This is a genomic window from Limnoglobus roseus, assembly GCF_008254045.1.
GTDB classification, from domain to species: Bacteria; Planctomycetota; Planctomycetia; order Gemmatales; family Gemmataceae; genus Limnoglobus; species Limnoglobus roseus.
Genome location: NZ_CP042425.1, coordinates 5394348 through 5415561, shown reverse-complemented (window position 1 = coordinate 5415561; position 21214 = coordinate 5394348). Strand labels below are relative to the sequence as shown.

23 protein-coding genes and 1 tRNA gene are annotated in these 21214 nt (G+C 70.2%); 7 read left to right on the top strand and 17 right to left on the bottom strand.

Going from position 1 to position 21214, the window contains the following annotated elements; translation table 11 throughout:
• Positions 1–56 precede the first annotated feature (56 nt).
• Positions 57–344: a hypothetical protein gene (locus PX52LOC_RS22805; protein ID WP_149112254.1), complete on the bottom strand. Its 288-nt coding sequence runs from the start codon at positions 342–344 to the stop codon at positions 57–59.
• 147 nt (positions 345–491) lie between these two features.
• Positions 492–1442, bottom strand: a complete 951-nt coding sequence (locus PX52LOC_RS22800) for an aspartyl protease family protein (RefSeq protein ID WP_149112253.1) — start codon at positions 1440–1442, stop codon at positions 492–494.
• Positions 1443–2116: 674 nt separating this feature from the next.
• Here PX52LOC_RS22800 and PX52LOC_RS40835 point away from each other — a divergent pair.
• Complete coding sequence (locus tag PX52LOC_RS40835) at positions 2117–2317, top strand: hypothetical protein (RefSeq protein ID WP_168219148.1); 201 nt, start codon at positions 2117–2119, stop codon at positions 2315–2317.
• 58 nt (positions 2318–2375) lie between these two features.
• Here PX52LOC_RS40835 and PX52LOC_RS42775 read toward each other — a convergent pair whose 3' ends face one another.
• The gene (locus PX52LOC_RS42775; protein ID WP_246173443.1) at positions 2376–3062 is read right to left on the bottom strand and encodes a hypothetical protein; all 687 of its coding nucleotides are present in this window, start codon (positions 3060–3062) and stop codon (positions 2376–2378) included.
• Between the two features lie 219 nt (positions 3063–3281).
• Here PX52LOC_RS42775 and PX52LOC_RS22785 point away from each other — a divergent pair, with 219 nt between their 5' ends.
• Positions 3282–4979: an RNA polymerase sigma factor gene (locus tag PX52LOC_RS22785; RefSeq protein ID WP_149112252.1), complete on the top strand. Its 1698-nt coding sequence runs from the start codon at positions 3282–3284 to the stop codon at positions 4977–4979.
• 91 nt (positions 4980–5070) lie between these two features.
• Here the strand turns inward: PX52LOC_RS22785 and PX52LOC_RS22780 are convergent, their stop codons facing one another.
• Entirely contained in the window at positions 5071–5292 is a 222-nt protein-coding gene (locus PX52LOC_RS22780; protein ID WP_149112251.1) for a helix-turn-helix transcriptional regulator, read from the bottom strand.
• A 34-nt stretch (positions 5293–5326) separates the two neighbouring features.
• A complete protein-coding gene (locus PX52LOC_RS22775) occupies positions 5327–5590 on the bottom strand; it encodes a hypothetical protein (RefSeq protein ID WP_149112250.1) in 264 nt (87 codons plus the stop codon).
• 303 nt (positions 5591–5893) lie between these two features.
• On the opposite strand from PX52LOC_RS22775, the gene PX52LOC_RS22770 reads away from it, so the two are divergent.
• Entirely contained in the window at positions 5894–6319 is a 426-nt protein-coding gene (locus PX52LOC_RS22770) for a hypothetical protein (RefSeq protein WP_149112249.1), read from the top strand.
• Between the two features lie 181 nt (positions 6320–6500).
• On the opposite strand, the gene PX52LOC_RS22765 is transcribed toward PX52LOC_RS22770, so the two are convergent.
• The 6 genes from PX52LOC_RS22765 to PX52LOC_RS44425 form a co-directional block, all read right to left on the bottom strand.
• Positions 6501–6962, bottom strand: a complete 462-nt coding sequence (locus tag PX52LOC_RS22765; RefSeq protein WP_149112248.1) for a TlpA family protein disulfide reductase — start codon at positions 6960–6962, stop codon at positions 6501–6503.
• A 151-nt stretch (positions 6963–7113) separates the two neighbouring features.
• Positions 7114–7662, bottom strand: coding sequence for a DUF1579 domain-containing protein (locus PX52LOC_RS22760; RefSeq protein WP_149112247.1), 549 nt, complete (start codon positions 7660–7662; stop codon positions 7114–7116).
• A 181-nt stretch (positions 7663–7843) separates the two neighbouring features.
• Entirely contained in the window at positions 7844–10777 is a 2934-nt protein-coding gene (locus tag PX52LOC_RS22755; protein ID WP_149112246.1) for a tape measure protein, read from the bottom strand.
• A complete protein-coding gene (locus PX52LOC_RS22750; protein ID WP_149112245.1) occupies positions 10774–11106 on the bottom strand; it encodes a hypothetical protein in 333 nt (110 codons plus the stop codon). The genes PX52LOC_RS22755 and PX52LOC_RS22750 overlap by 4 nt, the downstream gene beginning before the upstream one ends.
• Before the next feature lie 2 nt (positions 11107–11108).
• Positions 11109–11462, bottom strand: coding sequence for a hypothetical protein (locus PX52LOC_RS22745; protein ID WP_149112244.1), 354 nt, complete (start codon positions 11460–11462; stop codon positions 11109–11111).
• A 68-nt stretch (positions 11463–11530) separates the two neighbouring features.
• Positions 11531–12338 (bottom strand): IS5 family transposase gene (locus PX52LOC_RS44425; RefSeq protein WP_449280332.1). Its coding sequence is split into 2 segments (ribosomal slippage): positions 11531–11986 and positions 11988–12338, totalling 807 coding nucleotides; the frame shifts between segments, so codons are not numbered across the junction.
• A 291-nt stretch (positions 12339–12629) separates the two neighbouring features.
• Between PX52LOC_RS44425 and PX52LOC_RS22735 the strand changes: the two genes are divergently transcribed.
• Positions 12630–12724 (top strand) — tRNA-Pro (locus PX52LOC_RS22735).
• 174 nt (positions 12725–12898) lie between these two features.
• A complete protein-coding gene (locus PX52LOC_RS22730; RefSeq protein ID WP_149112243.1) occupies positions 12899–13963 on the top strand; it encodes a tyrosine-type recombinase/integrase in 1065 nt (354 codons plus the stop codon).
• Here PX52LOC_RS22730 and PX52LOC_RS22725 read toward each other — a convergent pair.
• A complete protein-coding gene (locus PX52LOC_RS22725) occupies positions 13947–14165 on the bottom strand; it encodes a helix-turn-helix domain-containing protein (protein WP_149112242.1) in 219 nt (72 codons plus the stop codon). The genes PX52LOC_RS22730 and PX52LOC_RS22725 overlap by 17 nt on opposite strands.
• Before the next feature lie 454 nt (positions 14166–14619).
• Between PX52LOC_RS22725 and PX52LOC_RS22720 the strand changes: the two genes are divergently transcribed.
• Positions 14620–15420, top strand: a complete 801-nt coding sequence (locus PX52LOC_RS22720) for a hypothetical protein (RefSeq protein ID WP_149112241.1) — start codon at positions 14620–14622, stop codon at positions 15418–15420.
• A 12-nt stretch (positions 15421–15432) separates the two neighbouring features.
• On the opposite strand, the gene PX52LOC_RS22715 is transcribed toward PX52LOC_RS22720, so the two are convergent.
• Entirely contained in the window at positions 15433–16644 is a 1212-nt protein-coding gene (locus PX52LOC_RS22715; protein WP_149112240.1) for a GYF domain-containing protein, read from the bottom strand.
• 127 nt (positions 16645–16771) lie between these two features.
• Between PX52LOC_RS22715 and PX52LOC_RS22710 the strand changes: the two genes are divergently transcribed.
• Complete coding sequence (locus tag PX52LOC_RS22710) at positions 16772–17023, top strand: helix-turn-helix domain-containing protein (RefSeq protein WP_149112239.1); 252 nt, start codon at positions 16772–16774, stop codon at positions 17021–17023.
• A gap of 1103 nt (positions 17024–18126) precedes the next feature.
• Here the strand turns inward: PX52LOC_RS22710 and PX52LOC_RS22705 are convergent.
• From PX52LOC_RS22705 to PX52LOC_RS22695, 4 genes are all read right to left on the bottom strand, one after another.
• Positions 18127–18738: a hypothetical protein gene (locus PX52LOC_RS22705; RefSeq protein ID WP_149112238.1), complete on the bottom strand. Its 612-nt coding sequence runs from the start codon at positions 18736–18738 to the stop codon at positions 18127–18129.
• Between the two features lie 128 nt (positions 18739–18866).
• A complete protein-coding gene (locus tag PX52LOC_RS40830; protein WP_168219147.1) occupies positions 18867–19376 on the bottom strand; it encodes a hypothetical protein in 510 nt (169 codons plus the stop codon).
• A 306-nt stretch (positions 19377–19682) separates the two neighbouring features.
• Positions 19683–19880 carry a hypothetical protein gene (locus tag PX52LOC_RS22700; protein ID WP_149112237.1) on the bottom strand — a complete coding sequence of 66 codons (198 nt, stop codon included), beginning with the start codon at positions 19878–19880 and terminating at the stop codon, positions 19683–19685.
• Between the two features lie 83 nt (positions 19881–19963).
• The gene (locus PX52LOC_RS22695; RefSeq protein WP_149112236.1) at positions 19964–21205 is read right to left on the bottom strand and encodes a vWA domain-containing protein; all 1242 of its coding nucleotides are present in this window, start codon (positions 21203–21205) and stop codon (positions 19964–19966) included.
• Positions 21206–21214: the final 9 nt, after the last annotated feature.

Here is a 21214-nt window from a genome sequence, read left to right as displayed (position 1 = left end):
GTATTGCTGATCGAGCAACGCGCCGGCATTCCGAGGTGTCCGGTGCAACAGTCGGACTACCGTCGGCGACCACGGTCGGCATATGTGAGAAGCGCCACGCCCGCGAATAGGCCGAGCGTGTGCGTGACAAACACGGACACCTCGTGCGCCCGCATGGTCTGCCACTGCCGCTCCGACACTTCCGTATATTTCCCCTTGTTGCCAACGTAGTACCGGCCGTCCACCCGCTTGCCGTTGAACGCACTGCCACCTACGACTTGCGAGTGCGCGAAGAAGGCCAGGAAGTTAAGCACAGCGACGGCGAACAGCGTTCTGCCGACTCGCCCGGCCCAGCGATGCCACACCCTGAACTCCTCCGCCAACCTGTGCTAGATTTCGCCGGCACATGGTAACATCAGCACCGGACCGGCCACAGAAACTGAAGTTGGTGCGTTACAGAGAGAGCAATCGGTCATGGGAGGGAGATCGCCTTCAAGCCTTTAACCCGCTCGTTATTTCTCGCGCTTAAACTCCAAGAGCAGGCGTCCGCTCTTCGGAGACGTTCGGAAGTCGTCCGGCAAACCTTGGGCGGTGGCAGTGTCGAGGGAGACGCAGACCGTGAGCCGATCGCCGTCCATCTTCAAGAGCCCGCCCCTAGTGTACGCTAGCTCCCGGGCCAATTCTTGAGCGGGGTCGAAGAAGGCCATCACGTACCGGCCCTTGTCAGGGACCACGTGAACGCCGAGTTGATAACTCCTCGCCCCGTCGGTCAGGCGGAACTGGCGGTCCTTGAACTCCAGTCGCGGCGGCGACTCGGGGTCGATGGCCCGTGCCCGACCGTCCTCCTCGCCGCGGGTGGCGGTCCATCGGCCTTCGACCTTGGGCCACAAGCCCCGGAGCGGCGTCCGGAGGTAGAGCGTCCGCGTGTCGTAGTCGATCACCGCCGAGTTGAGCCTCAGGGCCGCGTGGCCTAGGAGCCCGTCGATCTTGGGGATCTTTCGCTGCTCCTGGACGGCGGCCATGGCCGAGAAATCGAACGCCGCCAAGCCCACCTCGTTGCCCATTGCCCGCGTGTCGTACTCCCCGATCGTCATGCCCCGCAGGGAGACTTGGGCCCCGACTTGCACGCCCGCGGCGCCCACAACCTTCGCCTCCCCTTGCCCCTTGAGCCCGAGCCGCTTCGCCAACCCGGCGTCGAGGCAGGAACTCTCCGCCCCCGTGTCGAGGAGCATTCGCCACTTCTCCGTCCCGCTCTGGCACTCCACGACGAAGGCGCCGCCGGCCTCCTCCTGGACGAGTGGGACGGCGACGTACCCCTGCTCTTTCATCAACTGGCTGAGGGGATCGGGCGCTGCCCGTGGCGGTTGATCGGTGAGGGGCGGTTTCTGCCGGCCCGTCACCGGGTCAGAAATGAACACGATGAGCAAGACGCCGGTCGCGATCAACTTCCCTGAGCGATGCATCCGGCACCCCGATTCCTAGCGACACAAGAGTGGCCCGGCATTCGCCAGGCCCACATCCATCCTATTCAGATGCCGTGTACGCTCACTCACAGGCCAGGATTCTTCCCGGCAAAGGCTTGAAGAGAGTGTTGCTGAGCGGACAACCGATCGGCCGACGCATCGCACACAAGCATGGTGAAGATCATCCGGGCGGGTACTTAACGTCGGGCGATCGCCAGGAGCGTGCCGACGGTCCGGTCTCAATTCCGGCCCGTTAGCAAGTCCACGACCCAACAACCCCGGATGTGTTCACCCGGTTGGCGACAATGACTCAAGATGTCTTCGTTCTCGCATCCAGCGTCCTGTAGTGCATCGGCAAGGATGGGCATTCGGTCGAAGGCACGGTCTTGGTAGATCCCTTCCGCAAGTCCGAGGGCGGTGGCGGATCGCCATTCTCGCTGAAGAAGCGAGAGCTTTGCCTGCCGCCGCTTTCGAGAGAGTCGCTGACCACGGGTTCCTCGGAACGGTTGCAACACCACGTCCCGAAGTAGGCGGCAGTGGAGTCGTCGCGCGGCATGAGGTTCTCCGCCGGTCCCGGGAAGGTCTTCGAGTACTTTCTGTAGAAACAAGGCGGTCTGCCAAACGAAGGAGGACACTGGCGTGTCCGTCAGGCGTAACGCGGCGAGCGCTTTGAAGTGGTCCGGGGTATCGAGAACAACGCTGCGGCAGAGTTCACCGGCCGCTCCATTTACGGAACGCACCTCGTCAAGATCGCACTGGCCATCGACGGCCGCCTCCACGACATCGGAGGCCCGCCGCAGTACCGAATGGGGGGCATCGAGCGGTGTCAGCCGGACGCACCCGACGGCAAACAATGCGGCCTTCCGATCGCTTAGAAGGGGGCGCGAAAAGTAGTAGAGGTCGAATAAGTTTTCGCCCGCCAACCATTCCGCCTCAGTCATTCGTTGCCCTCGGTGCCGAGTCCCCTTGGAACGAATCACCCTTTCGCGAGAACGCCGTCGATGACCCAGCACCCGCGGACGTGCGGCCGTCCCCCCGGCAGTGGCTCAGCACGTCCACATCCTCGCACCCGGCGTCCTGCATCGCATCCGCGAGAATCGGCATCCGGTCGAACGCGCGGTCGGCGTAGATGCCTTCCGCGAGGCCGACGGCGGTCGGGGTCAGCCAGGCGGAGTCGAAGGTCACGAGGCGGAACGGGTTGCCGAAGATGTCGCGGAGCAGGCGACTTTGTGCGGCTCGCTCGATCCCCCCGTCCACGGCCGCCTCGGCACAGCACTCGGCCGCGTATAGCGTTTGGCCTACCTTCGCGGCCGCGTTCATCGCCGCGGTGACGGCCTGTTCGGCCCGGTATTCATCGCCGCTTTTCATCGGATCGTAGTCCGCGGTCGCGAGGGCCGCCGCCCGGCTTGCCGCGGTGAGTTCCTTGCCGGTCGCGTTGCCGTCGGCGTGACGCTCGGCGATGTCCACGGCGTGCCGACCGACAGGGTCTGTCAGCACGCCCCAGATGCGGCGGCAACAGCCCACGGAAAACAGCCGCCGTTTGCGGTCCGACGTTCGCCCCCTGATTACCTTCAGCATCGTGGCAACATCCTTGCACGCCCACCACTGCGCTTCCGTCATCGCCCGCCTCAATCTGGGACCGTCCGCCGGGAGGATCAATTCCGCCACGGATTCCCATTTTCTAGCAACGCGCCGCGGCGTAACCGTGGAATAGAACGGTAGGCGGTACGCTTTCGCGGCGGAGGAGTGCGGATGCCCGCGACGGGATGGCAGGGCGTGGTTAACGGTTTCCAGCGGGCGGCCGCCTAACGGGAATTCGCCGCGCGGCCGTGTGGGGAGTTGCTCGAAGCGTTCGTCGCCACCCGGGACGAGGCCGCATTCGCGGAGCTAGTCCGCCGGCACGGGCCGAAGGTCTACGCCGTCTGCCGCCGGATCCTCGGCCGGCACGACTTGGCGGAAGACGCCTACCAGGCCGTGTTCGTCGTCCTCGCGAGGAAGGCACACACGATTCGGCCGCGGGCGGCCGTGGGCGGATTCCTGTACGGCGTCGCCCGGAACGCGGCGGTGAGGGCGTTGACCGTGAGCCGACGGCGCAAGGAAACGCTCGCGGGCACCGTACCGGACACGGCGGCCGCGGAGAGAGCCGTTGTCGAACCGGACGCGCTTGTGATGCTCGACGAGGAGATCGCGAACTTGTCCGACGCGAACCGGGCCGCGGTCGTGCTGTGCGAGATCGACGGCCTCAGCCGGGCCGCCGCGGCGAGGCAACTCGGCATCCCGGAAGGAACCTTGTCCTATCGGCTGGCCGCCGCCCGGAAGCAACTCGCCGCCCGCCTGGCGAAGCGCGGCGTGACACTCTCGGCCGCCTTCTTTACCGCCCTCGCGGAGGCTGCTCGATCCGCCCCGCCGGTCGAACTCGCTGCCATTTCCCCGGCCGTCTCGGCCATTGCCGCCGGAGTCATGCGAATCATGATCCTCGCCAAAATAAGATCAGCCGCCGCGGTTGGCGTGGTCGCTGTAACGCTCGTCGCATGGTCGCTCACCGCGGTACCGGTGCCAAAGGTTGCGGCGGCCCCGCCGCCAAAGCCGCGTCCCGCCCCAGACCCGGGACTCATTTGGGTCTGGAGGATTGCCGGCGAGAAGGCGGCGGTCCTGACCGGGTACACGCCGGATGGCCGCAAAGCCCACGAGGTGAAGATCCCAGACCGGGATCGGTACCTCGGACTGACTCCGGACGGACAGAAAATCGCTTTCAAGGGCAAGGGCGGGAAGTTGGCCGACTCCCCGGATGCGCCGGGATTGACCGTCCACCTGCGAGACATCAGCGAAGGGGCCGACGGGACCGACACCGGCGTCCCGGCAGGGCAAGGCGTCTCGTGGCCGGTGTGGTCTCCGGACATGGCGGAAGTCGTGTACGGCCGGAGCACCCGTACACCGGACCCCGACGGAGGCACGTCGTACCAGTACGCTCGCCGGGTCGTCGCGACCGGGGCCGAGACGATGCTTCGCGTGCCGGCGGATTACGAAGTGGCCGAGTGGGCGCCGGACGGGGCTTGGCTACTCGTGTCGAACGGTCGGTCGCGGACGGAGTGGGGCCGGTACACCCTCGCGGACGGGAAGTTCAAGACGCTTGTGGGGAACTGCCTTTTCCACACCATGGACGTGGCGTCCGGTACGCCCGTGATCGGCTACGGGGGCTTGGCATTCCCGGGAGACTTAGGAAAGCCTAGCAACTGGGGCATGTTCACCGTGGATCCGTCGACCAGCCAGGCGATCAAACTGGAGCGATTCGAGATGACTGCCGGCATGTTCGCGGTCGATGCGCGATGGGCCCCCGACGGCAAGCGGGTGGCCTGCGCCATCCGAGAAGGCCGCAACGGGGAGAAGGAGACGGCCCGCCTCATCGTCTGCGAACCGGATGGGGGCAAGCCGGTGCAAATCGCGAGTTGGCCCCACCAACTGCTCGCGTTTGTGCATTGGCTTCCGTCGAAGCGGCCAGCTGCCGCGAGGCTCCCAACCAAAGGCGATCCTCACTGAGAGGAAGATACTGCCGGGGAAAGAGGGCGAGCCGATACTGCTCACCCCGAACGGGCGGCCGGAATAGGCGACCCAGCAACCGGCGGTGCGGTCACGCGGCTTGATGATCCTGGGAGGAAAGCTTCCCGCCGTGATGCACCACTGGCAGTTCCAGGATCCAGGCTTCCAGGTCGTATGACTTCCACCTCTGTTCCCCGTTGGGCAGGCGAATCGGCGACGGAAAGCGGCCGGCCGCGAGCCAGTCCAAGACGTCCTGCTCGTCGGCGTCGAGGATCGTGGCAACGTTGGCGAGTGAGTACAAACGGAGTTCCATCCGATAGCGCCCTGGGAGAGTACGGCGAGACGTTTTAGGACCGAACGATCTGATCGGCAGGGTTGTGGACCGCCGGCGCGAAGTGGGGTACGTCCTCCGGTGGCCGATACCCGACTTGTACCGCCACGCGGAGCAGGTCCACGGCCGTCGGGAACTTCACCCTGTTCTTCGCCTTGTACGCATCGACCGCCCGAAGGAATCGGAGTTCGTTGTCGCTGTACATCACGCCCCCTTCGGCGCTGTTGCTCTGCAGCGCGATGCTCTCGTGTCGGACCCCTTTGCCCGTGTCGCCGGCCATGGTCTGCCCTCGCGTGGTGCTGATCACATCATCGTAGCGCCGGCAATGCGAGCGTGCGGCCTTCACACTCGGCCTCACCACAGATGGCTTGGGAGTGGGTACCGGTTCTCGCACCGGGGAGGGTACGCCCCCGCCTGAACAGGGGTGGGGGGTTCTGACTTGGGCGGTCGAGAACCCTGACCACACCGGGTGGCGTACATTTTTGGCCGAAAAACAAAAAAAGGGGCCGCGGGATCCGGGTCGCGGGCCTACGTTATACTTGGTATAACTACACCCCTGATCTCCGATTGTGAGGGTTCTCCCGTGCCCGACGACGACTTCCTGAAGCCCGCCGGCCTTGGCCCGGACGGCGAACAACTGTGGGCCGACCTCATCGCCAACGCCGAACTACTCGGCCTCACCCGCCTGGACCGGCACGCGATGAAGATGGCGTGCAAGTACGTCGACCGGTTCCACGCCAAGGCCGACGACCCGAAGGGCGACATCGGCATGGGCATCAGCTTCGACAAGCTCATGCTCATCAGCGGCAAACTCGGCCTGACCCCGGCGTGCCGGCGGGCGCTCGGACTGAGGCCGGCGAAGAAGAAGGTCGAGCGGCCGAAGACCGTCCTCGACGGCATGCGCCCCGAAGACTTCGGCCACGTGCCGTACGTCCCCGAGGTCACGGCCGGCCGGCCCCGGACGGCGCTGGACGGGCTGAAGCCGAGTGACCTCGGGCATACGGGGTAAGCAACGGGCAAAAAGGACCGGGCCGTCGCGTCCGGCTTCTTCGGCAGAATCGATTCGTGATGTGGTGGTCGCGAAGCGAGCAGGGCCGGCAGACGGTACCACCGGGAGCGACGTGCGACGTCTCGCTCCATCCCTCCGACTTCCTCCGGGAACCCGAAGATCGGGGACAGATGGCAAGCGGTTACTGCCCGGCCCCGACCACGCGGTCGCGGGTTGCAATCACCCGGTCCCGCGTCGCGATCGCGTCGTCCAGGACGGCCTTGGTGTCCTCGTAAGACGCCAGCCCGCGGATCGTCCGGAACGACTCGACGTCGAGCGTGATGACCGTGTACGGCACGCCCTTGGGGGCGAACTTCTTGACCAGGTCGGCGTTCCCGGGGAGGTCGATGTCGATGGCCCGGAAGGGCACGCCCGGGGCCGCCGCCCGCAACCGTTCCAGCAACGCCGGGACCCGCTTACAGTGCGGGCACCACGCGGCGGTGAAGGTGAGGAACTCGACCTTCATCGGGTAGGCCGGGGACGTCGACTGGGCCGGCGTCTCGGCCGGGGCGGTCGGAGGTTGGAACTCACAGCCGGACAGGGCGAGAACCGCGGAACAGCCGACCGCCCCGAGCGTGCGGCCGAGGAAGGGGTGCGACGTCATGCGAAAAGTCCGTTGAGAGCGGAGGCCCCGCGGGGTCGGAACCCTTGCTTCTTAGCACCCTTTTGCCCCTCGGGCGTGGCCCGAGCCGCCGGCGCGAAAACGAACGACGCCGGGAACCTCCCCGGCGTCGCGACGGTCGTGGTTGTCCGCCCTACTTCTTCCGCTTGGCCGTCATGGTCATGAACGTCTCCCACTTCCCGTCCGCCCCCTGGGCGGACGACGTCATGACCCGCGTGTCCTTGTCCTTCATCTCTAGCACGTCCTTCATCTTGACCGCCTTCCCGGTCGCCGGGTGCACGCCCTCGGTCTCCAGCGTCAGAACCTTGCCGGCCGCGTCCACCGAGCCCTCGTAGGTACACAAGTGGCCGTCCATCGAGCACACCCACGTGCCCACGTACTTCCCCTTCTTCGCGTCGTACCCGACGGTCATGATGCCCGTCACGGGCGTGCCCATGAACTCGCCCTTCATCTCCCCGACGGTCCAGAACCCGCCGAGCGACTTGACCGTCTCCGTGCCCCGGCACTTCACGGCCGGCTTGCCCGGTTCGAACACCGCCTCACTCTCGCACGCCCACTCGCCTTCGAGTTGCTTCAGCCACCCGTGCTCCTTCTGCGGGGCCGGCGGCTTCGGGGCGTCCTCGGCCGGGGCGAACCCGGCCACGAGAACGGTCATCAGGCCGACCAGTACGAACTTGAACATGCTTTGCCCTTGGGAAATCCCTCACCGCCGCCCGCCGTGGCGGCGACACAGCGGCGGTGAGGGGGAGGACGATCGCACATCGTGAATGGCATGACAAGGTCGGTAGGCGGCCCGCCGGCGTAGAAACGACAAACGCCGGGCAACCGCCCGGCGTCGCGCTCGTCTCGGGTTTCGTCGGCCGTTACTTCGGGTTGCCGAAGTTCACTCTGACGAGGTTGAACCCGGTGCCCGTCTTCCGCTCGATCGACTCCAGGGCCGTGAGCATGTCGGACTCCTTCAGCGAGGCGTCCTCCTGAATCTGTTTCAGGTCCTCGAAGAACTTCAGGAGCTTCTCCTCCGTCGGCTTCTCGTTCCGCTGGGCCGCGTTCAACGCCCGCGTGATGGCCGACTGCGTCTGCTGGGACCCGGCCGTTAACAGGGGCGGCGGGTCGCCGAGGGGCTGGTGGAACCGGTCCCACGCCCCTTGGACGGCCATGACCTTCGCCCGGTTCGCCTGCTTCTGCGTCAGGCCCCCCTCGAACCCGAGCGGGGTGAGGAACATCCCCTTCAGCCGGCCCCAATCCGCCGTGGCCAACTCCTTCTGTAAGTTGTCGAACGGCCGATTCTCCGGCTCCATCAGCCTCCGGTTCAAGTCCTCAAGGCTCTTCCCGAACCCCGGCACCGCCCGCTCGGCCAGCGTGTCGAACGACTTGTTCAACCGATCGAGACCGGTGCGGGCCTTGCCGGCATAGTCGTTGAACTTCAGGACGTCGCCCGCGTGCAGCCCGGGGTTCTCCCGGCCGTCCGCCATCGCGAGTTTGTTCAGCCGCTGGGCCTCCCCGGCCGCCCGGACGTTCTCCGGCGCGAGGAGTTTCCCGAGGCGAAGTCGGCCGTCGTCCACGGCGTCCCGGCCCGCCTTCCCGAAGAAGAAGTCGGCCGCCCCGCCGACCAAGCCGGCCGGTTGCGACCCGGCGAGGAACCGGCCGGCGGGGTCAAGTTGTCGCAACGCATCCTGGCGACTGCGGAGGGCGGCGGCGGCCTGTTGGATCGGTCGATTTTCGTCGCCCCCCGGGTTCGACCCGAACAGCTTTCGGGTCAGGTAGGTCGTTCCAAAACTCGACACGTCCACGGCCGTCCTCGTCGCGTCCTTGATGCCCTGCCCCGGCGCATTGCGATCCAAAAACGACACGAACTGGACGAGGGCGTCCGAGGCTTCCAGGGCCGTGATGGAGACTTCGAGGAAGGCGTCGATCAGGACCTTGCCGCCGTCCAGCAGGGACGGGATGGTCTTGTCCACGATCGCGTTCAGCCGCTCGTCGAACTTGGCCCAGTCCGCCTTGAACACGTCGCCCCCCGCGCCGCCGGCCAACCCCTGTAGGCCGCCGCCGATCCGGGTCAGGAACGGCCCGAGGGTGCGGTCCGCGCCGCGGAAGAAGTTGTCCACGCCGCCCGCGTCGAACTTCTGAATCTTCCCGGTCACGCGGTCCAGGAAGTTGCCGACGCCGGTGTTGTCGATGAACGACTTCCCGACCTTCCCGGCGAACACGTCTGCCGACTCCCGCAGCGCCTGCAACCGGCCGCCGAACGTGCGGCTCTTGTCGTCCATGAGGCCGAAGAACCGCCCGCCGGCGCTGGTCATCTTCTCGAAGGCCTTCTCCACGACGGCCGCGGACACCTGCCCCTGTTCGGACAGGCCGAGGAAGGTGTTCACGCTGACCCGCTTGCCGGTCTGATCGTTGTAGGCGTTCGCGAAGTCCCGCACGCCGACGCCGGCTTCCGTGAACTGCCGAATCTCCCCGCCCTGCAACCGGCCCTTGGCGATCACCTGCCCGTAGGCCAGCGACAGCCGGCCGAGGTCCACGCCCGCCCCGCTGGCCACGTCGCCCAACCGGCCGAGGGTCTTCGTCAGGTCGCCGGCCGCCACGCCGTACGACAGCAGCAACTTCGACTGGTCGAGCAGTTCCGACGACGAGAACGGCGTTTTGAGGGCGAGGTCGGTCACGTCGCCGACGAGGGCCTTACCCCGCTTCGACGACCCGAGCAGCGCGCCGAACGAGACTTCCGCGTCCTCCCGCTTGATCCCCTCTTGCACCGCCTTCAGGGCGGCCGACTCGAAGGTGTGCAACCCGGTGGACACGAGTTGGCCCGCGGCCCCGGCCACCGTCCCGGCGATCCGGCTCAACCCGGTGCCGAGGAACGTGCCGACCGTCGTACTGAACAACGGCGACACGAGTCCGCCGGCCCCGCGCTGGGCGCGGGCGAACGGACTGTTCGCCCGCCGCTCGGCCTCTTCCGCGCGCTGTTTCTCCTCCTCCTTCCGCCGCTGCTCGGCGAGGGAGAAGGCAATCCGCGACCGACGTTGGGCCTGATCCTCGGCCTCCGTCCGTTTCTGGTTGGCCAAGGACCCGGCGACGCGCGACCGGCGTTGGGCTTGGGATTCGGCTTCCTGGCGACGCTGGTTGGCCGACGCCTGCGTGGTCGCCGCGGCCTTCTCCTCTTCCTTCCGCCGCTGCTCGGCGAGACTGAAGGCGATGCGCGACCGCTTGGAAGCGTCCGACGATCCGAACGCGGCCGGCTGCCCGGGCTTGGGCACGTCGTCGAGGAGGTTGAACGAGTCCGCGGTCAGGACTTTCTCGCGGGCCACCCGCCGCCGCTCCCGGTCGTCGGCCCGCGCGGCCCGCTCCTGGAACGTGGACTTGCCAGCGCCGAGGACGCCGAACGTGGCGTTGACGCCCCGGAAGAGTTTCTGTTCCCGCTTCCGGAGGTCGTCAAAGATCCTCTCGGCCTGCTGGAAGTCCTTGGCCTCCTGCTTCGCGCCGGCGAGGATGCCGAGGTCCGGGCCGAGGCCGGCCCCGAACCGGCCGCCCGCGTTGCGGAGGAAGTTGGCCGCGGCCGCCCCGCCCGGCACCGATTTGAGGGTGGAACCGGAGAACTGGCCGGTCGCGTCCTTGGCCAGCTTCGCGGCCCGGCTCACGTCGTTGAACGACTTGGTGAGGCGGTCCAACTTCGCCTCGGCGTCGGTCGCGACCTTCGGCAGTTTGCCGACTTCCTTCGCGAACTTGTCCGTGCCCGTGTCAACGCCCTCGGCGTCCACGATGGCCTTGATGGCGACGGTTCCGACGTTGACGCGGCTCATTCTCGGACCCTTGCGTTCGCGTGTTGCGCCAGCCGCTGTTGCACGGCCGCCGCGTACTCCTCGTCACTCTTCTCTTGCTCGCCGGCCGGGGCCGCCCGCCGCCCCTTCTTCGCCCACGGCGTGATGTCGTCCGCGTCGAAGGGCGGCTTCCCGCAAACCAACGACGAACTCGCGATCAAGTTCAGGATCGTCGCCGCCACCGTCGCCAGGTGGACGAGGCGGTCTTCGGGGTCGTCGAGCCGGTTCACGCCCGCCAGGTGGGCGCGGAACTCGGCCTCGGTCATCAGCGGCTTGAGGACGTCTTCGGGCAGTCGGAACCGCCGGCACATTTTCAACCAGTCGTGCCGGCGGCCGTCCCTTTTCCCTCGGCGTCGAGGAACTCGTCCTCCGCGTTGACCGACGTGGCGAGTTCGGCGAGGGCCAGGACGGCGGACGTGTTCCCGTCGCACAGGTCGTCCACGTCGTCTTCGGTGAAGACCGGCTTGTTGGTCTCCGGGTCGACCACGGTCGCGACCACGAACAGGGCGTTGCCGCGGGTGACGGACTTGGTCTTCGCCCGGGCGGCCGCGTACCTGTCGTAGGCGTCGCCCGTGAGGGCCAGCACGCGGACGCGGCCCCACGGCGTGTCCGCGTCCTTGAACCGGGGGGCCGCGATCGCGGCCAGGAAGTTCGATTTGAAACTCACGTCAACTCTCCGTTTGGTGGTGCCGGGCCTTCGCGAGCCCGCGCGGGGGTTAGGCTGTGTCTGAAAAGCTACGGTGTCAGGTACCACAGGGCGAAGGCGAGTTGGATCATGGCCCGGAAGTTGACGGCCAACTTCTCGTACCGGGTGGCCACCCGCCGCCGCTCCTTCAACCACCCGTTCAGCCGCTCGATGACGTTCCGCCGCTTGTACTTGCCCGTGTCGAACGCCGGCGGTGCGGGCAATCGGGCCAACTCGTCCTTGCGGCGGGCGATCACGTCCTCGATGCCAGCGGCGAGCAACGTCGCCCGCACCCGGTTGGCCGAGTACCCCTTGTCCCCGGCCAGGGCCTTCGGCGGCCCGAGGCCCTTCGGGACGGCCGCCAGGGCGGCGGCCAGGTGCACGACCTCTGGCTCCTGGCCGCCGGTCAGCACCGCGGCCAGCGGGTTACCGGCCCGGTCGCACACCAAGTGCACCTTGGTCCCCCACCCGCCTCGGCTGCGGCCCAGGGCGTGATCGGCCGGCTCGCCGGCCACCGCCTTTTTTTTTCGCCCCGGCGGCCGGCCGGGCGGCCCGCACCACCGTTCCGTCGACGTTCCATTGCCCGTGGTCCAGGTCGGCGTGCCGCTGCAGGTGCTCGACCACCCGGTCCCAGATGCCGTCCTGGCGGTACGCGTTGAATCGGTGGTACGCCGTCTGCCACGGCCCGTGCCGGTCGGGCAAGTCCCGCCACGGGGCCCCGGTGTGCAGCACCCAGAGCATGGCGTCGATCAGTCGCCGCGGGTCGGACGGCGGCCGCCCGCCGGGCTTGGCCGGCGGCAGGAGCGGGCCGAGGGCGGCCCACTGGGCATCGGTCAGGGCGTAGCGCGGCGTCTGCATGGCGGTCGTCCGGTGGGAGGGCCACGCATTCTACGCCCCACCAACCGCTTTTCAGACACAGCCTAGGGTTCGTGACTCCGCGTCCGCGGGTCACGCGGGCGGTCGGGGAAGTGTAGCCCCAAAAGTAAAACAAAGTCATACCAAAGCCTTAGGTGGCCTCAGTTTGTTGATTCTCATGCGTTTGAATCATTGCAATCACTGCGGCCTTGACTCGCGGAGGAAGGCCACCCGATGAAAGCGCGACCCGCAGGAGGTCGTCCGACAGGATGTAACGTGGGATGTAACAGGAATCGGAGACCTGATAATTGCCTAGAAATCCAGCGCCTGAACGTGGTGTCGCTTGGTTCGGGACCAAGAGGTCGCAGGTTCGAATCCTGTCAGCCCGACTAGTAGGAAATGCTTGGGAGCAAAGGGTTTCGGGAATATCGCACGATCTCCCGTCACAGCTCCCGGGCACGGTTCGAGGCACGGTACGCGAAAAACCCCCGGTCAGTGTCACCTGACCGGGGGCCGAGAGTAAGCCTTCCGGCTCACCCGTGGTTTCACGGGAGGTTTACTCGATGCGACAGCCCAAACCCTGGTACCGCGCGTCCAAGTCGGCGTGGTACGTCGAACTCCACGCCAAGAAAATCCGCCTCGGTTCCCACCCCGACGGCGCCCCGCCGCCGAAGAAGACGGCGGCCGGGTGGAACCCGCCGTCCCCCATTCTCGACGCCTTCTACAAGTTGATGGCCACCGACCCGGCCGGCTTGCCGAAGGCCGGCAAGTTGGCCGTGCGACTCCTCTGCGAGTTGTTCCTCGAGTACAGCCACGCCCACCACGCCGCCGTCACGTACGACAACTACCGGCACTTCCTCCAGTCGTTCTGCGACCGCTGCGGCACCCTGCTCGCCGCCGACGTCAAGCCGTTCCACGTCACCCGCTGGCTGGACGCCAACCCGACCTGGAAGGGCGGGCGGCGGCACGCCGTCATCGCGGTCAAGCGGGCCTTCTCGTGGGCCGACGAGCAGGGGGTCCTCTCCCCGACCCCGCTCCGGAGTCTGAAGGCCGGGCGCGCGAACCGCCGCACCCGCGTCCTCTCCCCCGACGAGTTGGCCCAGATCCTCGCGGCCGTCCGCGACACGCCGTTCAAGCGGTTCATGCGGGCCATGCTCGAAACCGGCTGCCGGCCGTCCGAGGTGGCCCGCGTTCGGGCCGAGCACGTCGACCTCGCCGCCGGCGTGTGGCGCCTACCCGAGCACAAGACGGCGAAGAAGACGCACAAGCCCCGCGTCGTCTACCTCACCCCGGCCATGGTGGAACTCAGCCGCACGCTCGCGGCCGAACAGCCGGACGGGCCCCTGTTCCGCGGCCCCCGCAAGAAGACGCCGTTCACCCGCCAGGCCATCCGGTGCCGGTTCATCCGCCTGCGGGCGAAGCTCCCGCACCTGAAGCACTTCGTCTGTTACAACGTCCGGCACACCTACGCGACCAACGCCCTGGTGAACGGCGTCGGGGTGGCCCAGGTCGCCGAGCTCCTCGGGCACACCAGCACGGAGATGGTGTCGAGCACGTACGGCCACCTGGCCGAGCAGGTGCAGCACATGCGGGACGCGGCGCGGAAGGCGGTCAGCGGAGGTGCCTGAGCGGCGGCCGGGCGGCGGGCGGCGGGCCCGCCGCCCGGCACGACTCCAGGAAGGCGTCGAGCTCCTCTACCTCGATCAGCCACTTCCCCCTCCCCCGCACCCCGATCCGCAACGCCTTCAGTCGCCCGGTCCGGAGCAGGCCGTACACCAGGCTGCGGCTGACCTGCGCCCGCTCCGCCGCTTGCTTCACCGTCAGTCGCATGGCCTCTCCTCGGGATGGTCCGGCCGCCGTTGCCCGCGGCCGAGTTGGTGGTGCCCGGAATGACAATCCGAAGGGCCGGAACCCCGGCCCGGAATCGACCGCCCTTGCCCGGACCGGGGCGGGAACTCCCGCCCCCTCGCCGTCGGCAGGGGGCGATCGTCTGCCGGCGTTTCACTCGCCCCTCGGCCCGCCCGGCCGGGCCGAGGGGGTCGTCGGGCAACGAACTCGTTTGCACCCGGGGGCGGGCCCGACGCGTTCGGCCGGCAAACCGAGCGGGATCGGCGGGCGTCACGTCGACGGACCGCGGCCGCACGGTGCGGGCACGGATTTCCCCGCCAACCCGACCGGCGTGCGGGCGGGGAGATCCGTGCGACGTGTGATATGCTACGGGCGGGGCGGGGGACACCGGAACGGGTAAAAGGACGGGGAATACCGGGGAATTTTGGGGGACGAAATGACCGACGACGCGTTGCGGCACTACCGCCTGGGCTTGCGCTTCCGGCAGGCCGTCATCACGCTGGGGTACGCCGAGAGGTGTAGGACGACGGCCGGGTTCGCCCACGCCCAGAGCGCGTTCAACCGGCTGTTGGCCGCGATTAACGACTGGCCGGGGCTGGGGGGCGTGATGGGGGCGTCGTGGAATCTACAACTCGAGGGACTGGTCGGCGACCTCATCCGCCGGCGGCGGTGCCCGGAGGCGGAAGCGGAAGACTTAACGGTGACCCTCGAGCACCTCGCCGTGGACGTCCGGCAATGGGTCCAGGGCCGACACCCGGGCGGCACGGCGACCGCCGCGTGGTTCGCCCTGGGGGACGCGGTGGCACAAGTCCAGGTCGATGAGGGCGATACGACCAAAGGTGCGAACGGGCTGCCGCCGAACGTCGCCGTCGCCCTGACCGAACTCGGGGCGGACCGGGCAGCCCTGTTCCGGGACCACGGGGACGGGGCGTTCGTCGACACGCTCCCGCCGTTCGGGTACGTCCAGGCGTGGGTCGCCCTGGAGGGGGGGCTGGCCCACTGGGCGTGCCCGCCGGCGGGCCGGCCGCGGCCGCGGGCCGAGCGGGACCACCAACTCTTGCGGATGTACGAGGCCGCGGGGGCGGACACGCACCGGAGCCCGACCCGGGTCCGCGCACGGTGGAACCGCCTCCACCCGGACGACAAGATGCAACTCGACGCCGTGAAGAAGGCCCTGACGCGGGCCCGGGCCGAGCGGGAGGTAACCCCGCCGGCCGGCGGGGACGGCCCCCGGTAGGCCCGCCCGGTCTCACCGCCCGCCGGACGGCCAGGCGAACTTGGCGTCCAACCGACCGACGGCCCGGGACGCCGCGTCGACCATCGTGCCGGTCAGGTCCAGCCGCTCGATCCGCCCGGCCGCCGACACCTTCACGGCCTTCCGCTCCCCGGCCCCCCACGCCCCCCACGGCAGGGGGACGGACTGCTGCCGGCCGTTCGCGAACGACACGACGAGGGTCAGGTCGCACGCCTCGTACGCGGCCGGCGCGTCGTTCCGCAGGACCACCTCGTGCGAGAACAGGCCCTCGTCCTTCGTCGCGACGATCCCGGCGGCCATGGCCGTGCCGGCCTGGGCGGCCGCGGCGCGGCGGTGGCTCACGCCCTCCGCGTGGGTCCAGTTCAACAAGACGGTGAGAGCGATCACGGCGGCGATCAGCAGCCCGAGTTCAACCTTAAATCGCACCTCGCGGGCGGCCGCCTCAGGCGCCCCGGCGGCGTGCTCGGCCCGCCGCCGGTCGAACGCCCGCCGCCCGGCGGCCCGCCACTCGCCCGCGGTCACGCGGTGGCCGTCGTGCGGGAGGGGGAGGCCGCGACGGCCGCGGACGAACGCGACGTAGTAGACGGGCGAGAGGAGGGCTAGGGCGACAAAGACGCCGCCCGTCGCGCCGAGCAGCGGGAACGCGCCCGGGCGGTCCGGGGAAACCAGGGAGGCGCCGGCCACGGCCCCGAGGGCGGCCGCGGTCGTCCCCACCCACCACAGGCGGGGGCCCTCCCGCCACCGCTCGAAGTCCGCGTACGCCTGGTCGATACGGAACGCCAGAACCCGCCCGGGGTGGAGGTCGGCGAGGGGCCGGCCGCACCCGCGGCAGTTGCCGAAGCAGAAGGCGTATTCCCTTCGCACCAGACTCTGGGTGTGGCAGCGCGGGCACGGGGCCGACTCCCCGCCCGGTGCCCGGGCCAGTAGGGGGTCCTGGGTGTGGCCGCAGTGCGGGCACACGTCGGCGGCGTCCGAGACCGGGGCCTGGCACCGCGGGCACGCCACGAGCCGCGTCCGAGCCGGACCGCCCGGCCCGGGTTGGATCAGGCCGGGCACGTCGGCGCCCGCCGCCGCCGCGTCGCCGTCCCGGGCGACCGGGTCGGCCGGGGCGATGGCCCCGGCCCCGGCCAGCTGTTGGAGTTGGGCGAAGGTGAACGGGCCGACCCGCTGCCCGCCCTTGGCGTAGTACCACGACCCGTCGGTCATCCGAGGCCCTCCCCAGCGGCCGGGCTCGCCGGCCCGCGTGGCCGCCCGCCGATCGACCGGCCGCCGCGGGCCGGAATGTCACTCATCGTCGATACACGGATAGTCTACACGACGCGATGCTCCGGGGATGGCAAAAAAGCGCGGCCGGGCGGACATTCGCGAGCGGTTCGGGTTCGCCGTCAAGGCGCGGCGGGAGGAGTTGGGCCTGACCCAGGAGGACCTGGCGGCCGCCGCCCGGATCCACCGGACGTACCTGAGCGACGTCGAGCGGGGGACGCGAAACTTGTCCCTGGTCAACGTCGAGCGGCTGGCCGCCGCCCTGGACCTATCCCTGGCGGCGTTGTTCGGTCGCGTGGACGCCGGGGCCGACGGCGCCTAACGAAGGGCGGTCGGCGGCCGGAAACCCGCCGCCCTGCGACCGCCCTTCGTGAGCCCAACCCTGGCGAAGGAACGCCACCCCGCCCGCGGCCGCCGGGGGTGCCGCACCGCACGGGCACCAGCGGCCGGACCGAAGGCCGCGGCCGACGCCGGAAGGACTCACTCGGGACACGGGACCGACCCCAATCCAGTTCCCGCGGGCGGCATCAACGGTGTCAGGGGGCACGCCCAACCCCAGGCGGGCCAAAAGGGCGACAACCGGGGGCCGGACCGACATCGCGGTCTGTCGAGGGCGGGCCGGGATCGGCTCGCCTGGCGCCCCATCGACGCGGCGTTCGCCGGGTTCCTGGACCACCCGGCTCACGCCCGGAGTTCGGCGGGGGACGACGAGAACGACTTTGTGTCGAGTCCGCCGCCCCGGCCGTGGGCGCCGGCCCCCCTCGGCCATCCCAGTGGTAGCGGGCGGCCGTCACGGGAATACCGCCTTTCACAAGTTGTTCCGTCGGTCCAAGTCCGTCGGCGCGGTCAGGCGGATCCCGGGCGGGGGCAGTCCGCGAGCGTTGCGATCCCACCCGACCCCGGCCCGCTCGATCGAATTTGGGAGGGGGAGCAACTTCGGATGCGAAAAAGCGTGGTCACGCCCGGCCCTCCCGCTCCGGTCGCGGTCGCCGCGCGGCAACCCGGCACACCTCATGCCACCCTCGTCATCGCCGCGCGGAAGCCCTCGCCCCGGCGGCGAGCGCGGTTTCGAGCCGTCCGCCCCGGCGTTCATCCGTTCGGTCGGCCGAGTCGCGAGCCGGGTTCAGCTCGCCGACGGGACCGCCCCCGGGGGTGCGGACCGCCCGGCGGGCGGGGATTGTCGGCGGATCGGGTTCCGAGACGCGGCCACCGCGCCGGGCGGGTATCGCAGGCCCGACGGCCGGTCGTGGCTCCCCCGGCAACCGGCCGGGCGCTCGGGGCGGCGTGACGTCGGGCGGCCGTCCGTCGGCGACCGCCCGAGGGCTAAACGAAGTCGACGCGGCGGCCCCGGCGGGGCCGCGCGTCGACCGTCGGACTCGGCGGGCCGCGTCGATTCGGGGCGATCGGCCGCCGGCCGGACCGGGGTCACCCGCCCCACCGGCGGGCGGCCCGGCGGCCCACGAGGGCGGTGTGGACGCCGAACGCGGCGACCGCCCCGCCGAGCCCGCTCAGGGCGGTGGCGACGGGGTGGGAGACGAGGGACACGGCGGCGACCGCCCCGCCTGCGGCGAGGCCGACGGCGGCCGCCCGCTTCAGGTGCCAGGCGACGTGGACGACGCCGGCGACGGCCGCGGCCCGGGCCCGGGCCGCGGCCACGCCCGCCCGGCACCGGGCGACCCGTACGCGGACGGCGGCCGCCGCCGCCCGGCCGGCCGCGACGCCCCCCGCCCGGACGGCGGCGAGGCCGGCCCGGCACCGGGCGAGGAAGGCCGCCCGCCGGGACGGACCGGGGGCGGGGGCCGGCGGGCCCGGCGGCGGCGGGGCGACGGCGTGGCGGACGAGGGCGAGGGTGGTCGGGTCGGCCAGGGTCTCGGCGACGAGCTGGCGGAGGGCGTCCGCCATGCCGTCCCGGACGGCGTCCCGGACGGCCTCGGGGAGGGCGTCGGCGAGGACGTCGATGATCCCGTCGAGGCGGTCGAGTTGGTCGGACAGTTGCTTGCGGGGGCGGCCGTTGGGGCACGCGGCGGTCACGCTCATGGTCCATCTCCGATCGGCAAGGGGTTGAGAACAGGGGAATTCGACGGCAACCGCCGCCGGGCGAAGTTCGCCGGACCCGCGGACGGACGTCCCGGGGCTGGGCTTTTCTCCGAACGGCGGTCGCGGGATCAGTCGAGCGGGGCGGGGGCGAGGTCGACGGCGGCGGCCACCGCCCCGAGGGCGGCGACGACGGCCGGGTGGCCGGTCAGGGCGGCCAGGCCGGCGGCCAGACCGCCGCCCAGGCACGGCCACCACGGGAGCCGCCGTTGCCACAGCCACTTGGCGGCCAGCACGCCGGCGGAAACGGCCGCCGGCCACGGCCGGGCCGCGGGGGGGCCCGCCGCGGCCGGCCGATCGACGGGCGTGACACCACAGTCGCCGTCCCCGGCGTCCGGATCGACCGGATCGTCGGGGGCGGCCCACCGGCCGGCCGGTCTCGGCCGGTGAGCGCGGTTCGACGGCGGGACGGGGGTCGGGCGACCGCGGACGGCGGCCGCGAGGACGTCGTTGACGCACTCGGCGACGATCCGGCCCATCTCGGTCGCCACGGCCTCGCGGACGCGGGCCTTCAACTGGACGAGGGCGTCGGTCAGCCGCACGAGGCGGTCGCGGACGTGCGGGATCAGGGGGTGGGGCACGGCGGCTCCTTTCACGGACCGGGGTTCAGGGACGTCGAACGGGACAAGACGGACGCGAGGGCCCTCGGCCCTGCTACTTCGATCTCAAGATCGTCACCAGGCGGGCGGCCGCCCCCGCGGCCTCGAACAACCGCGCCCGCCCGGCCCCGGCGAGCGGGTCGCTGGGGGCCGCGGGGGTGCCCGTCGGGCGCGGGAAGAGTCGACCGTGAGCGGCGGGCCGTGGGGCCGGCGACGCCCGTGCGACCCGGGTCGCGGATCGACCGCCGGAACGAGCAGGGGGCGGTCAACATTCTTGACCTCCTAGGGTTAGCGGGCCACCGTCACGGTGACGGCGGCGAGGGTCGGGAACCGGCGGACGAGGGCGGCCGCCAGGCGGCGGAGGGCGGCCGGAAAGGCCGGGTGGTCGAGGGTCCGGCGGGCCCGCGCCGCGTCGGCGGCGGGGAGGTCGCGGGGGACGGTGATGGTGACGAGGAACTCGTCGAGCGGGACCGGGTCGGCGGCCATGGGGTCGTCTCCGAAGGACAGGGGGCAGGGAACGCGACCCGGCCGCCGGGCCGGATCGCACGGGGGGGTCGCCGTTCGGGCCGTCACGCGGTCACGCGGACGGTCGTGCCGAACGGCGGGGGCGTGTCGGCGCCGCCGACCACGGCCCACAGGACGGGGACGGCCGGCGGCCGGTCGGGGAAGCGGGTCTCCAGGTCGGTCAGACAGACGACGCACGCTGGCGAGACGCCCTGCCGGTCGAGCCAGTCGAACACGCACGCGTGGGACGTGCCGCCGCCGCCGACCGGGTCGAGAACCAGCGGCCCGTCGCCCGACCGCCACGCCCGCACGCCCTGGACCTCGGTGTCGTGGTACAGCACGGTGGCCGAACAGGCGAACGCCGAGAGGATGTCCTCGACGGCCCCGGCGAACACGGCCAACTCGGCCGGCCCGACCGAGCCCGACGTGTCGACGGCGATCACCACGTCGCCGAGTTCCTCGGACGCCAGGCCGGGCAGGTACAACCCCTGCCACAAGAACCGCCGGTTCGGCCGAGACCACGCGTAGTCGTTCCGGGCCGCGGCCGACACGAACGCCCGCAATTCCTCCTTCCAGTCGACCGGCGGGCGGCGAACCGTTTCGACCGTCCGGGCGATCCCGGCCGGCAACTCGCCCCGGCCCTTCGCGACGTGCTCGGCCTGGACGACGGCGACCTGCCACGCGGCGGCCACCTGCTCGCACGCCGCGGGCGACCCGGCCGCCGGGTCCGTCACGCCCCCGCACCCGCCGGGGTCGGGGCCGTGACCGTTTCCGGTGTTACCACCTCCTTCTCCGTCCGTGCCGCCGTTCGCGGGCGGCTCGGCCAGGAGGGCGTAGTACTCGTCGGCCGATTTCGCCGGCGGGAACCCGGCGTACCGGCCCTCGCCCGGCAGCAGCCGGGACGCGGGCAGGACGAACCCGGCGGCGAGCAGCAGGGGGTTGACGGCCAGGTCGCACGCCTCGTTCCACCGGGCCGGGTCGCGGGGGCCCCGGCGGAACGGGTGGAGGAGGGCGTTGTGCAGCACCTCGTGGGCGAGCACGCCGACGAGTTCGGCCGGGCTCAGGCCGGTCACGAACGCCGGGGCGTACGCGAGGACGCGGCCGTCCGTGGCCATCGTCCCGCACGCCCAATCGACGTCGAGCCTCAGGCGCAAGGCCAGGGTGGCGAAGAACGCACTCTTCGCGTCCCGGCCGAGGATCAGATTCGCCCGGGCGACCGCCAGGCGCTTCGCCGCGTCCTCCGCGGCGGCCTGCTTGGCGGCTTCCGCCTCGAGGGCGGCGAACGGGTCGGCGGTCAACTTCATCATGTCTCCTTT

What these genes read in the sequence shown, in the direction of transcription:
- PX52LOC_RS22800 (WP_149112253.1), bottom strand. Translation starts at nt 1,442, where the DNA reads ATGCATCGCTCAGGGAAGTTGATCGCGACCGGCGTCTTGCTCATCGTG.
- PX52LOC_RS42775 (WP_246173443.1), bottom strand. Translation starts at nt 3,062, where the DNA reads ATGACGGAAGCGCAGTGGTGGGCGTGCAAGGATGTTGCCACGATGCTG.
- PX52LOC_RS22780 (WP_149112251.1), bottom strand. Translation starts at nt 5,292, where the DNA reads ATGGAACTCCGTTTGTACTCACTCGCCAACGTTGCCACGATCCTCGAC.
- PX52LOC_RS22775 (WP_149112250.1), bottom strand. Translation starts at nt 5,590, where the DNA reads ATGGCCGGCGACACGGGCAAAGGGGTCCGACACGAGAGCATCGCGCTG.
- PX52LOC_RS22765 (WP_149112248.1), bottom strand. Translation starts at nt 6,962, where the DNA reads ATGACGTCGCACCCCTTCCTCGGCCGCACGCTCGGGGCGGTCGGCTGT.
- PX52LOC_RS22760 (WP_149112247.1), bottom strand. Translation starts at nt 7,662, where the DNA reads ATGTTCAAGTTCGTACTGGTCGGCCTGATGACCGTTCTCGTGGCCGGG.
- PX52LOC_RS22755 (WP_149112246.1), bottom strand. Translation starts at nt 10,777, where the DNA reads ATGAGCCGCGTCAACGTCGGAACCGTCGCCATCAAGGCCATCGTGGAC.
- PX52LOC_RS22750 (WP_149112245.1), bottom strand. Translation starts at nt 11,106, where the DNA reads ATGTGCCGGCGGTTCCGACTGCCCGAAGACGTCCTCAAGCCGCTGATG.
- PX52LOC_RS22730 (WP_149112243.1), top strand. Translation starts at nt 12,899, where the DNA reads ATGCGACAGCCCAAACCCTGGTACCGCGCGTCCAAGTCGGCGTGGTAC.
- PX52LOC_RS22725 (WP_149112242.1), bottom strand. Translation starts at nt 14,165, where the DNA reads ATGCGACTGACGGTGAAGCAAGCGGCGGAGCGGGCGCAGGTCAGCCGC.
- PX52LOC_RS22720 (WP_149112241.1), top strand. Translation starts at nt 14,620, where the DNA reads ATGACCGACGACGCGTTGCGGCACTACCGCCTGGGCTTGCGCTTCCGG.
- PX52LOC_RS22715 (WP_149112240.1), bottom strand. Translation starts at nt 16,644, where the DNA reads ATGACCGACGGGTCGTGGTACTACGCCAAGGGCGGGCAGCGGGTCGGC.
- PX52LOC_RS22710 (WP_149112239.1), top strand. Translation starts at nt 16,772, where the DNA reads ATGGCAAAAAAGCGCGGCCGGGCGGACATTCGCGAGCGGTTCGGGTTC.
- PX52LOC_RS22705 (WP_149112238.1), bottom strand. Translation starts at nt 18,738, where the DNA reads ATGAGCGTGACCGCCGCGTGCCCCAACGGCCGCCCCCGCAAGCAACTG.
- PX52LOC_RS22700 (WP_149112237.1), bottom strand. Translation starts at nt 19,880, where the DNA reads ATGGCCGCCGACCCGGTCCCGCTCGACGAGTTCCTCGTCACCATCACC.
- PX52LOC_RS22695 (WP_149112236.1), bottom strand. Translation starts at nt 21,205, where the DNA reads ATGATGAAGTTGACCGCCGACCCGTTCGCCGCCCTCGAGGCGGAAGCC.